Here is a 12,869-nt window from a genome sequence, read left to right as displayed (position 1 = left end):
CTGCCATCCGCTTCGATCCGCGTTCAGCGCTTTCCTGCTTCCCCCAATCCCACGCGAAAACCAATAGCATGTGCGGAATCATCGGTATCGTCGGCAAATCCGAAATCGCCTCGGCGCTCTACGACGGCCTGACCGTCCTTCAGCATCGCGGCCAGGACGCGGCCGGCATCGCCACGGTCGAGAACGACAAGCTGCGCCTGCACAAGGGTGCGGGCCTGGTCAACGACGTGTTCGGGCGCGAGAGCCTGCTCAAGCTGCGCGGCCACATCGGCATCGGCCATTGCCGTTATCCGACCGCAGGTTCGGAAGCCGCCGCCGAGGCGCAGCCGTTCTACGTCAACTCGCCCTACGGCATCGCGCTCGGCCACAACGGCAACCTGATCAACACCGACGCGCTGCGCCGGCAGTTGTACGAAGAGGATCGCCGCCACATCAACACCGATTCCGATTCGGAAGTGCTGCTCAACATCTTCGCGCACGAGCTGCAGATCCAGGAGCGCCACGCGCTGACGCCGGACCATATCTTCAAGGCGGTCGCCGGCGTGCACGCGCGCGCGCGGGGCGGCTATGCGGTCGTCGCGCTCGTGCTCGGCTACGGCGTGGTCGCGTTCCGCGATCCGCACGGCATCCGCCCGCTCGTGCTCGGCGAGCGCGAGACGGCGGACGGGCGCGAGTACATGGTCGCGTCCGAATCGGTGGCGATGGACATCCTCGGTTTCCGCCTCGTGCGCGACGTCGCGCCGGGCGAGGCGGTGCTGTTGACCGCGGACGGCAGACTGTTCAGTCGCCAGTGTGCGGAAGGCGCGCTGCACGCGCCGTGCATCTTCGAGTACGTCTATCTCGCGCGGCCCGACTCGATGATGGAAGACGTGTCGGTCTACAAGGCGCGGCTGCGCATGGGCGAGCGCCTCGCCGAGAAGATCAAGCGCCTGCGTCCCGACCACCGCATCGATGCGGTGATCCCGATCCCCGACACCTCGCGCACGGCGGCCAGTTCGCTCGCGCAGGCGCTCGGCGTGCCGATGCGCGAGGGCTTCGTCAAGAACCGCTACATCGGCCGCACGTTCATCATGCCGGGGCAGAGCGAGCGCGTAAAATCGGTGCGCAGGAAGCTCAATCCCGTGCAGCTCGAGTTCCGCAAGAAGAACGTGCTGCTCGTCGACGACTCGATCGTGCGCGGCACGACCTCGAAGCAGATCGTGCAGATGGCGCGCGACGCGGGCGCACGCCAGGTGTACTTCGCCTCGGCCGCGCCACCGGTGCGCTTCGCCAACATCTACGGCATCGACATGCCGGCCGCGGCCGAACTCGTCGCGCACGGGCGCAGCGAGGAGGAAGTGCAGCAGTTCATCGGCGCCGACTGGCTCGTCTATCAGGATCTCGAAGACCTGATCGCCGCGGTCGCCGACGGCAACGAGGAACTGACGCATTTCGACACCTCGTGCTTCTCGGGCGAATACGTCACCGGCGTCGACAGCACTTACCTGCGCGAACTCGAATTCGCGCGCTCGGACGAAACCAAGGCGCAGCGACGTCACGTTTCATAGCGGCCGATTCGACATGGACCCGTCATGATCGACATCCACGTTCTCGCGAAACAGTGCCTTGCTGCAGCAAGCGTCGAGGAAAAGCTCGCGCGCAGCGCCGAGGCGGCCGCGTCGATCGCGGCGCGCGATTTCCGCATCGAGACGCGGGCCGAACCCGAACCGATCGACCAGCCGGGCCGGCCTTCGCGTCCGCGCCTGGTGCCTGCGCGCCAGCTCGCGCAGCGCGGGCTGGGCAGCGCGGAAGGCCGCGCCGCGCTCGTGCACGCGGTCGCGCACATCGAATTCAACGCGATCGACCTCGCCTGGGATGCGGTCTACCGCTTTCGCGGCATGCCGCGCGAGTACTACCGCGACTGGGCGCAGGTCGCCGCCGACGAGACGCGGCATTTCCGGATGCTGTCCGCAAGGCTGGCCGAGATGGATCATGCCTACGGCGACTTCGACGCGCACAACGGGCTGTGGGAAATGGCGGTAAAGACGTCCGCATCCTGCCTCGAACGCATGGCGCTGGTGCCGCGCGTGCTCGAGGCGCGCGGACTCGACGTGACGCCGGGCATGATCGCGCGCCTGCGCGCCGTCGGCGACGAGCGCACCGTCGGTATCCTCGAAATCATCCTGCGCGAGGAGGTGGCCCATGTCGCCGCCGGTTCGCGCTGGTTCGAATGGTGCTGCGCGCGCGCCGGCGTGGATGCGCAGGAGACGTTCGCGCGCCTGGTCGCCGAGCACGCGCGCGGCGTATTGAAGCCGCCGTTCAACACGGCCGCGCGCCGCGCGGCGGGATTCGGCGAACAGGAAATTAACCGTTTGATGCGACAATCCGCGGCATGATCCGGTGCGTGCTGTTCGCTCTCGTCGTCATCGTCGTCTGGCTGGCCGTACTCGCCTGGTCGGCCAACCTGCCGCTGGATTCCCCGCTCGTGCCAGCCCAGCGACTGTCCCTGCGCGGCGCGGGTTTCAACCCGCAATTCGGTCACGCCGAACGCGATGCGGACGACCTCGTCGTCGATGCGCTCGGGGCGGACGGCAACGGGTTGCAGACGATACAGGTGGGGCGCGCACGCGCCGACGAAACGCCGGTGCTGTGCTATCGCATGGCGGACTTTCCCGACACGCTCGAGCTTTCGCTGGTATTTCGCCGTATCGATGCCGACGCCGATGCCGATCTGGGCACGATTTCCATTCCCTCGCCTGGGCGCAGCCGCGCTTGCGTGAATCTCGCCACGCTGCCGGACTGGCAGGGCGAGATCAGGGAGATCGGTTTCGCCGAATACGCGACCGCACAACTCGTGCCGCGGAGCGCGGCGGCCTTCCGTCCATTCCGCATCGAAGCAGTCGAGTTGCAATCGGCTTCGTGGAGCGCGCTGCCCGCGCGCTTGCGAACCGACTGGTTTTCCTACCGTCCCTGGGCGCTGCTGTCGATCAGTGCGCTCGGACCGCAGATCGCCACGCTGCGGACTTCGTGGATGCAGTCCGCGTTGGCGCTGGGGATACTGCTTGCGCTCGCGGCGGCGTGGGCCATTCTGCGCTGGCCGCGGCGGCGCATCGCTGCGATCGCGTCGATCGTCGTCGCGACGGCGTGGATTCTGCTCGATCTGCGCTGGCTCGATGATTTCGCCGCCAAGCATCGTCTGACCGAGGAACTTTACGCGGGCAAGCCGTGGAGCCAGCGGCTGGCGCTGCAGCCGGACGAGGATACCTTCGCTGCTGCGCAGGAGGTGTCGCGCTTCGCCGCGACGCAGGGATGCAAGCGCGTGCTCGTGTTGTCCGATTCGAGCTTCACGTTGTTGCGGCTCGTCTACTTCCTGTTGCCGCTCAACGCCGCCCCATTGGTGGCAACGGACCCCGCCATGGCCGCGCTGCCGCGCGACACGCTGATCGTGGCGTTCGACAGCAAATGGAAATACGACGCGGATGCCGGCACGCTGGGCGATGGTCGAACCGCCATTCCGGCGAAGATGGCCTATGCGCACGGCGGCCTGCGCATGCTGTTGCCCGGCGGGACCGGACAATGAGCGCGACCTATGTGCTGGGGTGGTTGCTGCCGCTCATGGCCGGTATCGCGGTCTGTCTTGCGGCGAATCCGCAGCGCGTTCCCGGCTGGCGCGCGACCGCCGTCGGCTATGGCTTCTTTTTCGGCGTGCTGCTCGCCGCCCTCTTCACCGCGTTCGTGGCGCGCTTCGATATGGCGCAGGCGTTTCCGATCGCGGGCGGATGCCTGCTCGTTCTGTTCGCCGCTGCGGCGGCGGTCGCGTGGCGCAGGCGGAACCGCGAATTTCCGGCGGTTGCGGAAAGTTCCGTTGCGCTCTCGCGCTGGCAGTGGGCGGTGCTGTCCGCGCTGCTCCTGTCGCTGCCGTTGCGCGGCCTGATCGCGGCGCGCGAAATCTGGCTGCGGCCGCTCTATCCCTGGGACGCCTGGTCGGCGTGGGCGGTCAAGCCGAAGACCTGGTATTTGCTCGGCCACTACGTGCCGTTCGTATCGATGCACGATTGGCTGCGCTCGGCATCGGGCGAATGGCATACCGGCGTCGCCTGGCATTATCCGGTCGCACTGGGCTGGATCGAGGTCTGGTTTGCCAGTGCGGCCGACGGTTGGGTCGAACCCTTGATCAACCTGCCTTGGCTCGGCTTGTGGGCGGCGTTGCTGTTCGCGCACGGTGGGCAATGGCGCGCGCTCGGCATGAACCGGGTGCGGACGGCGTTGGCCGTCTACGCGCTCGGTTCGCTGCCATTGCCGACCGTGCATGCGGCACTGGCCGGTTATGCCGACCTCTGGGTCGCAACCGCGTTCGGCTGTGCCGTGCTGTCGTGGATGCGCTGGCTGCAAAGCGGCGAAAAAAGCCAGTTGGGGCTTGCGCTCGTCTGCGCGCTCGCGTTGCCGTGGCTGAAGCTGGAAGGGTGGGTGTGGATGGCGTGCCTGCTCGGCGCAATCGGCTACGGTGCGTTGCCGGTCCGCTGGCGTTGGCCGATCGTGTGCGGCGCTGGCGTGCTGTTCCTGTTGCTGTTTCCATTCGGCGGCCTGCGCTGGTTGTGCCTGCACGCAGGACTGGTGCAGGCGGACGGCAGCATCGCTACGCCGGCCGTCGGGCCGCTGGTCCTGCTGTTCGACCTGCATTGGCGGGACGGCGTTTTCACGCAAGCGATCGAGTCGTTGTTCGCGCAACCGAACTGGCATCTGCTCTGGTGGCTGACGCCGGTAGTGCTTGTCTGGCGCCGGCGCGCGCTGTTCGCACACGAATGGTTGCGTCTGCCGGCGGCACTGATCGCCGTTTGCGTCGCGCTGCTGTTGTTTCTGTTCCTGTTCACCGACGCGAGCCGCTGGGCGCAGAGCTTCACCGCGATCAACCGTCTTGTTCTGCAACTGACTCCGGCATGGGTCACGGTGCTCGCGCTGCTGCTGCGCGATGCGCATCTGCCGGGAGCAGCGCGCGATACAGTTCCAGCATCCGCTCCGCACAGCGATCCAGCGTGAATTCGGCCAGCCAGCGCGCCTGGCCGGCCGCGCCGTAGCGCTCGCGCAAGGCCGCATCGGCGGCGAAGCGGCGGATGGCCGCGGCCAGCGCCGCCGCGTCGCCGGGTGCGACCAGCGTGCCGTTGACGCCGTCGGCGACGACGTAGCCGACGCCCGAGCCGGCGATCGCCGTGGCGACCACGGGCAGGCGCGCGCGCATTGCCTCGATCAGGACGACGCCGAACGCCTCGGTGCGTTCGATCGACGGCAGACAGAAGAGCTGCGCCTGGGCATACGCCCGGGCGAGTTCCGCGTCGTCGACGTGGCCGGCGAAATGGACGCGATCCTCGATGCGCAGTTCGCGCGCCAGCGCGCGCAGACCGGCGTCGCATTCGCCGCTGCCGATCAGCAGCAGGCCGGCTTCGGGCGTCTGCGCGAGCGCGCGCAGCAGCACGTCGAAGCCTTTGTAGTAGCTCAGCCTGCCGACGGCGAGCAGACGCAGGCCCGTCCCCGGCCAGCGGATGTTGGCGGAAGTGGATTTTGTCGCATTTTCCATTTTTTCCGCAGGTCCCAGGCCAAGCGGAACGACCTGTGTCTTGTCGCGCCACGCGGCGAGTGCCGCGCTGCTGTCGCGATAGAGGGCCGATGCGGTGACGATCGTCGATGCGCGCCGCAGCAGCGCCTGTTCGAACGGGCGGTAGAGCGAATACGCCGCGCGTACGCCCGGGCGGCGGATGTCGAGCGGCACGTCGGCCTGCCATTGCACCAGCCAGGGCAGGCGCCGCGCGGCGGGCGAGAGCAGCGCCCAGAACGCCGAAGTGTTCGGCACGTGCAGGTGCAGCAGGTCGGGCCGGAACTCGCGGATCAGGCGCGCGAGCAGAAACGGGAACGAGGGACTGACGGGCGCGTACAGCCACTGTCGATGGCAGGCGGCGAGATGGACGTCGACGTCGTTCTCGCGGAAGTGCCGCGCTTTGCCGTCCGCCGGCGAGGCGTGCGCAAGCATGGCCACGCCGACGCCGCGCGCGGCCAGCGCGGCGCACAGGTCGGCGCTGAAGCGCTCGATGCCGCCGGCGTGCGGCGGAAAGAATTTGCCGACGTGGAGTACGCGCACGGGAACGCGGCGTGGCGCCGGCTCAGCCTTCGCCGCCGGACTTCGGCAGCGCGATGACCTGCGCGCTCTTGCGCGCCGGCGACACGGGTTCCCCGGCGTCGGCGTTCGCAGCGGCGAGCCTGGCGCGCGTGTCGCTCAATTCCTGGTCGAGGATCGCCAGGCGCTGGGTCAGCCGGCGCAGCGTGCGCTCCTGGCGGGAGCGGTCGACGTCCATGAGCAGCATGCGAATCAGGACCAGGCCCATGCCGAGAATGATCGCGAGGATCGGCGGGTAGGCGATGCCGATGGCCTCGCCGAGCCGGTCGACCAGGCTCGGAAACACGCCGATGAGAAGCGTGGCAGCGGCGACGATGAGCCACCACAGCGCGTAGCTGCCGTGCAGATGGTCGCGGCGCACGAGGTAGAGGATCGCGCCGGCCAGAGCGATGCCGAGCACGGCGGAGACGAACACGACGGTCACGCCGCGGCTCCCGCGCGCTCGGCGATGCGCTGGCGGATGCGTCCGCGCACGTCGAGCCGCGCGAAACACAGGATGGTGGTGTGCAGCATGTAGCGTGCGACGACGAACCACGAGGCGAATACGCGCGACATGCCGGACCTGCGCGGCGACATCGGCGTTTCCAGTTCGCACAGGCGGAATCCCTTCTGGTACAGCAACATCAATACTCCCATGTCCTGGTAATCGAGCAGGCTGGCCTCGCGCGAAGCGAGTGCGCGCGCCGCGCGGCGGCTGTAGGCGCGCAGGCCCGAAGTGAAGTCCTGCACCGGCAGGCCGGTCAGCATGCGGAAGTACCACCACGCAACGCGCTTGGCCACGGACAGGCGCTGCGCGTAGGTGCCGATGATGACGTCCGCATCGCCTTCGGCGAGCGCACCGAGCATCGACGGCAGCACTTCGGGGTGGTGCTGGCCGTCTGCGTCGAGCGTGACCACGGTGTTGTAGCGGTTGCGCTGCGCGTAGCGCATGCCCGTCTGCGTCGCACCCCAGGCGCCGAGGTTGAGCGGCAGGTCGATCACGGTTGCGCCCGCCGCGCGCGCTTGCGCGGCGGTGTCGTCGCCACTCGCATCGTTGACCACGAGCACGTCGCAGTTGGCATGTGCGATCACCCGGCGCACCACGTCCGCGACGGTCTCCGCCTCATCGTAGGCAGGAATCACCACAAGCACGGGCCGGCGGGGCTTGTTCAAGGCGGCAGGTCCTTACTGCTTGAAAATCAAGGCATTATCATTGCGCGCGACGCGGGCGTCAACAAAATGCGCGGACCGTCCGCAGGCGGCACCAGACATTTCGGCGATCAGCGATAGCGGAGCAAGTCGGGCGCCGCTTGCGCCAGCGCATGTGTGGCGGTGGCATCGGCATCGAGCAGGATGAATCCTGCGAAGTCGAAGCCTGGAGCGACACCGCAGCCGACCAGGGCATAGTCGCCGAGCGGGCGCGCGGCCTGCCAGACGCCGGCCGGCACGCCGATGAGCGGTTGCGAATTCGTCGCCGTGTCGCTACGGCCGAGACGATGGCGGTGCAGCTCTCCGCTGGTCGCGTCGAACAGCATCAGTTCGAGCGCGTCGCCCTCGTGATGCTGCCAGATCTCGTCGGCATCGATGCGATGCCAGCGGCTGATTTCGCCGGCGCAAAGCAGGTAATGGATCGCGGTCGCCACGGGGCGCAGCGTGCCGTTGTGTAAAAGTTGCGTAGTGGAAGTGTATACGCGACGGTAGCGGCCACCTTCGGGGTGCGGTTCCAGGCGCAGCGTCCCGATCAGTTCGGCTGCGCGCGGATGCATCGGCGTTGCGGGTCCCGTACGGTTCAGGCGGCGCTTTCCGCAGCGGCCTGTTGTGCTGCCTGCGCGAGTACGGCGAGCGGTTGCGCGCCGCTGACGTAGTACTTTTGCCCGAACACGATCGCCGGCACGCCCTGGAAGCCGTACTGCGCCGCCTGGGCGACATCGGCGGCGACGGATTCCTCGCTCGCGGCGTCGCGGCCGGAAATCGCGGCGCTGCCGTCGAAACCGTTCGCCGTCGCAATTGCGGCAAGCGTTTCCGGATCGGAAATGTCCTTGCCGTGCAGCCAGTACGCGCGGAACAGCGCATCGTGGGTCTCCGCGCCCTTGCCGGCGGCATGTGCCGCCGCGAACAGGCGATGCGCGGCGCGCGTATCGATGTCGAGCGGGCCGCGGTCGATGTCGAGGCCGAACTCCTCGCGCATTTGCGCGGAGAGCCGCGGAGTGTGTTCGGCGATCGTCTTGCGCTTGGCCGCATCCATCGGCGGCGCGCCGGCGGGACGCAACTGGAACGCGTGCCAGTGCAGGTCGAGCGGGCGCTGCGCGGCGAGCTGCCCGAGGCGCAGCGCGCCGATGTAGCAGAACGGGCAGACGAAGTCCGACCAGATGTCCACGCGCAGTGCCGTCATGTTCTCGTCTCCGCAGGATTCACAGCCAGATGATCAATGCGAGCACGGCGAGGCCGATCGACCATTTGATCGCGTAGTACAGGCGCTTGTTGCTTTCCTTGAGCGCCTTGCCCTTGAGGCGCACGGCGTAGAAATACTTGAACACGCGGTTGAGGCCGCCGGTGGCGTCGCCTTCTTCGTTCGGCGAACTCGCCGCGCGCACGAGATGGCGGCCGAACCAGTCATTGACCTTCTGCGTCCAGCCGTATTTCATCGGCCGCTCGACGTCGCAGAACAGGATGATGCGATCGGTCTGCGTCTCGTTCTTGGCGTGATGGATGTAGGTTTCGTCGAACACCACGTCCTCGCCGTCGCGCCAGCTGTAGCGCCGGCCGTCGACGTCGATCCAGCAGCCGTCGTCGTTGGGCGTGACCAGGCCCAGGTGGTAGCGCAGCGAACCGGCGTAGGGATCGCGATGCTTCATCAGGCGCGCGCCGGACGGCAGCTCGGCGAACATCGCGGCCTTCACCTGGGGGAGTTCCTTGAGCAATTGCGTGGTCAGCGGGCACAGCTTCACCGCGGAAGGATGCGCGTCGTCGTACCACTTGAGGTAGAACCGCTTCCAGCCGAAGCGGAAGAACGAGTTGAAGCCGACGTCGTTGTACTGGTTCGAGGCCTTGATCTCGTGCGCGGCGCGCAGGGCAAGGGCCTCGTCGCGGATTTCCTTCCAGTGCGCGCGCAGCTTGTCCATGCCGGCGAGCTCGGACGCGGGCAGGTACGGATTCGCGTGCACGCGCGAGAACGCGTACATGAACAGGTTCAGCGGCGCGAAGATCGTCGAATGGTCGCCGAGCTGGCGGAACGGGTTGTAGCGCACGCGGCCGCGGAAATGCACGTAGATCGCGGGCACGATGAACAGGGCGATCAGGAACCACTTCATGGACTAGACGGTGATCGATTCGAACTGGGGACAATGCGGCCTAAGTGGCCGAATTGCAATCTGCCGCCATCGAAGCCGCGCTAGCAGCACCCGCGCGTGCCGCCGTTGCGATAGCGCGCATCCTGGCGCTGGCGAAAGAATTCCTCGTAGCTCGGAACCGCGCGCTCGGGATGGAAACGGCGCAGGTGCAGCACGTAGGTGTCGTAGTCGGGCACGCCGATCGCGAGCCGCGCCGTTTGCACGGCGCGGCGCCAGAACTGTTGCAAAGACCGGTTCATGCCCATTCGGGAAGTGCGGCCATGGATGGCCGCTTTTTGGCCTTTATAGTCAGGATGAGCGCACCAATGAACTCAGGGCGACGTAGGGTTCCTCGTTCACCGTCGGTCGTGCCGACGCGTTCGCCTTGAGGATCGCGCGTACGCCGAAGGCGACGGTGGCGACGACGAGGGCCATGAACAGGCCGGTCAGGACCGCGTCGATCGTGTTATTGGTGGCTATGCGCTGCATTTCTTCCATCGTCTTCGCCGGCGCGATCAGCTTGCCCTGCGCGATACCGTCGGAATATTTGTTGGCGGCGGCGAGGAAGCTGATCTTCGGATCGAACAACTTCACCCAGCCCGCGCTCAGCGTGCAGATCACGAGCCACGCGGCCGGAATGCCCGGCACCCAGGCGTAGCGTGCGAGCTTCTTCTTGACGACGACGACGAGACACAAGGTCAGCGCGATCGCGGCGAGCATCTGGTTGGCGATGCCGAACAGCGGCCACAGCGTGTTGATGCCGCCGAGCGGATCGGTCGCGCCCGCGTAGAGGAAATAACCCCAGATCGCGACGCAGAAGATCGTGGTGACGATGTTCGCGCCCCACGACTCGGTTTTCTTCAGTGCGGGCACGGCAAGGCCGACGAGTTCCTGGATCATGAAGCGGCCGACGCGCGTGCCGGCATCGACCGTAGTCAGGATGAACAGCGCTTCGAACAGGATCGCGTAGTGGTACCAGAATGCCATCATGCCTTCGCTCGGCATGATCCCGTGCAGCAGTTGCGCCATGCCGACCGCGAGCGTCGGCGCGCCGCCGGCGCGCGAGAGGATCGTCGATTCGCCGATGTCCTTCGCGGTCTGGACAAGCTGGTCCGGGGTGACGACGAAGCCCATCTGGCTGATCGCCGCCGCCGCGCTCTGCACGTCGCCGCCGATCAGCGCCGACGGCGAGTTCATCGCGAAGTAGACGCCCGGATGCAGCGCGCTCGCGGCGATGATCGCCATGATCGCGACCGCCGCTTCGGTCAGCATGCCGCCGTAGCCGACCATGCGCGCTTCGGTCTCGTTCGACAGCAGCTTCGGCGTCGTACCCGAGGAGATGATCGAGTGCCAGCCCGAGACCGCGCCGCAGGCGATCGTGATGAACAGGAACGGGAACAGATTGCCCTGGAACACCGGGCCGGTACCGTCGATGAACTTGGTCACCGCCGGCATCTGGAGATAAGGCGCCGAGAAGAAGATCGCGATCGCCAGCAGCGCGATCGTGCCGATCTTGAGGAAGGTCGACAGATAATCGCGTGGGGCGAGCAGCAGCCATACCGGCAGCACCGAGGCGAAGAAGCCGTAGCCGATCACGAGCCAGGCCAACTGCGCGGCGCTGAAGGTGAAGTACTTCGCCCACGTCGGGTCGGCCGCGACCACGCCGCCGAGCCAGATCGACACGAGCAGCAGCACGAGGCCGATGATCGAAACTTCGAGTACGCGTCCCGGACGCAGGAAGCGCAGGTAGATGCCCATGAACAGCGCAATCGGAATCGTGCAGGCGACGGTGAACGTGCCCCACGGGCTGATCGCGAGCGCCTTCACGACGACGAGGGCGAGCACGGCGAGCACGATCATCATCAGCACGAGCACGCCGATCATGCAGGTCACGCCGGCGGCGTTGCCGAGCTCGGCGCGCAGCATGTGGCCGAGCGAGCGCGCGTCGCGGCGCACCGAGAGGCCGAGGATCATGAAGTCCTGCACCGCCCCGGCGAGGACGACGCCGGCGAGGATCCACAGCGTGCCGGGCAGGTAACCCATCTGCGCGGCGAGCACCGGGCCGACGAGCGGGCCGGCGCCGGCGATCGCGGCGAAGTGGTGGCCGTAAACGATCCACTTGTCGGTCGGCACGTAGTCGAGGCCGTCGTTGCGCAGTCGTGCGGGCGTGGCGCGCGTCGGGTCGAGGCCGAGCACCTTGTCGGCGATGAATTTCGAATAGAAGCGGTAGGCGATCGCGAACACCGCGAGCGATGCGGCGACCAGCCAGATCGCATTGACCGATTCGCCGCGGCTCAGCGCGACGACCCCCAGACATATCGCACCTGCAATCGCGATCGCCGCCCACACCAGTTTGCCCACGATGCCGTTCATCCCGCCCTCCCGAGGCCAAGGTTTTGTTATGCCGCCACTGTCCTGCAACGCCGCCGGCGCGTCAAGAAAAAACTACAGCCACTTCGCGCGCCTGAGGACGACGTAGAGGCCGACGCAGATCGCCGCCGTCGCGCCGATCAGGATGTAGTAGCCGTAGTCGGTGGAAAGTTCGGGCATGTTGTGGAAGTTCATGCCGTACCAGCTCGCGATCAGCGTCGGCGCGGCGAGCAGGCCGGCCCAGCCGGCGAGGCGCTTGACCACTTCGTTCTGGGCGACGCTGACCATCGCGAGGTTGACGTTCATCGCCGCGGTGAGCAGTTCGCCCATCGTGTTGGTCGCGTCGCTGATGCGCGTGGCGTGGTCGTACACGTCGCGCAGGTACGGACGCACCTCGTCGTCGATCTGGCGGCCGTGGAAGCGCGAGAGCTGGTTGAGGATGTCCTGCATCGGCGATACCGCCAGGCGCAGGGTGACGAGTTCGCGCTTGAGCAGGTAGAGGCGCTCGATCACCTCGCGCTTGAACGTGTCCTCGAAGATTTCCTTCTCGAGTTCGTGCAAATCTTCCTTGAACGTCGACACGATCGGCATGAAATTGTCGACGATGAAGTCGAGCACCGCGTACATCGCGTAGCTCGGCCCCAGCGCCATCAGTTCCGGCGTCTGCTCGCAGGCCTTGCGCGGCGCGGCGTACGACAGCGAGGCGCCATGGCGCACCGTGAGCAGGAAATTCTTGCCGAGGAAGATGTGCGTCTCGCCGAACTCGATCTTGCCGTTCACCACCTGGGCGGTGTGCAGCACGACGAACAGCACGTCGCCGTAGATTTCGATCTTGGGCCGCTGGTGCGCGCAGTGCGCGTCCTCGATGGCGAGGTCGTGCAGGCCGAACTCTTCCTGCAGCTTGCCGAGCAGCGCTTCGTCGGGCTCGTGCAGGCCGACCCAGATGAACTGGTCGGCGTATTGCAGCACGTCGCTGATGTCGTCGAGCGCGACGTCGCGCAGCTTGCGCCCGTCCTTGCCGTAGGCAATGCAATTGACCAGCATCG

Annotated in this window: 13 protein-coding genes; 4 read left to right on the top strand and 9 right to left on the bottom strand. The window is 66.9% G+C overall.

All coding sequences use genetic code 11. The features are described from left to right. The first annotated feature begins 68 nt into the window (after positions 1-68). Genes purF through QM741_RS18860 form a run of 4 tightly spaced genes read left to right on the top strand, consistent with a single transcriptional unit; the run spans position 69 to position 5,016 of the window. The gene (purF, locus tag QM741_RS18875) at positions 69-1,547 is read left to right on the top strand and encodes an amidophosphoribosyltransferase (RefSeq protein WP_415209284.1); all 1,479 of its coding nucleotides are present in this window, start codon (positions 69-71) and stop codon (positions 1,545-1,547) included. A gap of 24 nt (positions 1,548-1,571) precedes the next feature. Next, positions 1,572-2,375 (top strand): ferritin-like domain-containing protein, encoded by an 804-nt coding sequence (locus QM741_RS18870; RefSeq protein WP_415209283.1) that lies wholly within the window; start codon positions 1,572-1,574, stop codon positions 2,373-2,375. After that, on the top strand, positions 2,372-3,559 hold the full coding sequence (locus QM741_RS18865; RefSeq protein WP_415209282.1) for a hypothetical protein: 1,188 nt from the start codon (positions 2,372-2,374) through the stop codon (positions 3,557-3,559). The genes QM741_RS18870 and QM741_RS18865 overlap by 4 nt, the downstream gene beginning before the upstream one ends. Next, the gene (locus tag QM741_RS18860) at positions 3,556-5,016 is read left to right on the top strand and encodes a hypothetical protein (RefSeq protein WP_415209281.1); all 1,461 of its coding nucleotides are present in this window, start codon (positions 3,556-3,558) and stop codon (positions 5,014-5,016) included. Before QM741_RS18865 ends, QM741_RS18860 begins: the two co-directional genes overlap by 4 nt. On the opposite strand, the gene QM741_RS18855 is transcribed toward QM741_RS18860, so the two are convergent. From QM741_RS18855 to corA, 9 genes are all read right to left on the bottom strand, one after another. Further along, positions 4,922-6,109, bottom strand: a complete 1,188-nt coding sequence (locus tag QM741_RS18855; RefSeq protein ID WP_415209280.1) for a glycosyltransferase — start codon at positions 6,107-6,109, stop codon at positions 4,922-4,924. The two genes, QM741_RS18860 and QM741_RS18855, sit on opposite strands and share 95 nt — an antisense overlap. 22 nt (positions 6,110-6,131) lie before the next feature. Next, positions 6,132-6,569 (bottom strand): DUF2304 domain-containing protein, encoded by a 438-nt coding sequence (locus tag QM741_RS18850; protein ID WP_415209279.1) that lies wholly within the window; start codon positions 6,567-6,569, stop codon positions 6,132-6,134. After that, positions 6,566-7,297 (bottom strand): glycosyltransferase family 2 protein, encoded by a 732-nt coding sequence (locus QM741_RS18845; protein ID WP_415209278.1) that lies wholly within the window; start codon positions 7,295-7,297, stop codon positions 6,566-6,568. Before QM741_RS18845 ends, QM741_RS18850 begins: the two co-directional genes overlap by 4 nt. 107 nt (positions 7,298-7,404) lie before the next feature. Continuing rightward, positions 7,405-7,890 (bottom strand): cupin domain-containing protein, encoded by a 486-nt coding sequence (locus QM741_RS18840; RefSeq protein ID WP_415209277.1) that lies wholly within the window; start codon positions 7,888-7,890, stop codon positions 7,405-7,407. A 23-nt stretch (positions 7,891-7,913) separates the two neighbouring features. Further along, positions 7,914-8,516 carry a DsbA family protein gene (locus tag QM741_RS18835; protein WP_415209276.1) on the bottom strand — a complete coding sequence of 201 codons (603 nt, stop codon included), beginning with the start codon at positions 8,514-8,516 and terminating at the stop codon, positions 7,914-7,916. Between the two features lie 19 nt (positions 8,517-8,535). After that, positions 8,536-9,435, bottom strand: coding sequence for a lipid A hydroxylase LpxO (lpxO, locus tag QM741_RS18830; RefSeq protein ID WP_415209275.1), 900 nt, complete (start codon positions 9,433-9,435; stop codon positions 8,536-8,538). 80 nt (positions 9,436-9,515) lie between these two features. After that, entirely contained in the window at positions 9,516-9,713 is a 198-nt protein-coding gene (locus QM741_RS18825; RefSeq protein WP_415209274.1) for a YbdD/YjiX family protein, read from the bottom strand. A gap of 49 nt (positions 9,714-9,762) precedes the next feature. Beyond that, positions 9,763-11,826, bottom strand: coding sequence for a carbon starvation CstA family protein (locus tag QM741_RS18820; RefSeq protein WP_415209273.1), 2,064 nt, complete (start codon positions 11,824-11,826; stop codon positions 9,763-9,765). Between the two features lie 72 nt (positions 11,827-11,898). Next, positions 11,899-12,867 carry a magnesium/cobalt transporter CorA gene (gene corA / locus QM741_RS18815; RefSeq protein ID WP_415209312.1) on the bottom strand — a complete coding sequence of 323 codons (969 nt, stop codon included), beginning with the start codon at positions 12,865-12,867 and terminating at the stop codon, positions 11,899-11,901. Between the last annotated feature and the right edge of the window lie 2 nt (positions 12,868-12,869).

It is taken from the genome of Rudaea sp. (assembly GCF_047601565.1).
In the GTDB taxonomy this organism is placed as follows: Bacteria; Pseudomonadota; Gammaproteobacteria; order Xanthomonadales; family Rhodanobacteraceae; genus Rudaea.
Note: the sequence above shows the minus strand (reverse complement) of the source record. Positions and strands in the feature narration are given on the sequence as shown.

Coding starts and splice junctions, on each gene's coding strand:
- purF (WP_415209284.1), top strand. CDS start 69: ATGTGCGGAATCATCGGTATCGTCGGCAAATCCGAAATCGCCTCGGCG.
- QM741_RS18870 (WP_415209283.1), top strand. CDS start 1,572: ATGATCGACATCCACGTTCTCGCGAAACAGTGCCTTGCTGCAGCAAGC.
- QM741_RS18865 (WP_415209282.1), top strand. CDS start 2,372: ATGATCCGGTGCGTGCTGTTCGCTCTCGTCGTCATCGTCGTCTGGCTG.
- QM741_RS18860 (WP_415209281.1), top strand. CDS start 3,556: ATGAGCGCGACCTATGTGCTGGGGTGGTTGCTGCCGCTCATGGCCGGT.
- QM741_RS18840 (WP_415209277.1), bottom strand. CDS start 7,890: ATGCATCCGCGCGCAGCCGAACTGATCGGGACGCTGCGCCTGGAACCG.
- QM741_RS18835 (WP_415209276.1), bottom strand. CDS start 8,516: ATGACGGCACTGCGCGTGGACATCTGGTCGGACTTCGTCTGCCCGTTC.
- lpxO (WP_415209275.1), bottom strand. CDS start 9,435: ATGAAGTGGTTCCTGATCGCCCTGTTCATCGTGCCCGCGATCTACGTG.
- QM741_RS18825 (WP_415209274.1), bottom strand. CDS start 9,713: ATGAACCGGTCTTTGCAACAGTTCTGGCGCCGCGCCGTGCAAACGGCG.
- QM741_RS18820 (WP_415209273.1), bottom strand. CDS start 11,826: ATGAACGGCATCGTGGGCAAACTGGTGTGGGCGGCGATCGCGATTGCA.
- corA (WP_415209312.1), bottom strand. CDS start 12,867: ATGCTGGTCAATTGCATTGCCTACGGCAAGGACGGGCGCAAGCTGCGC.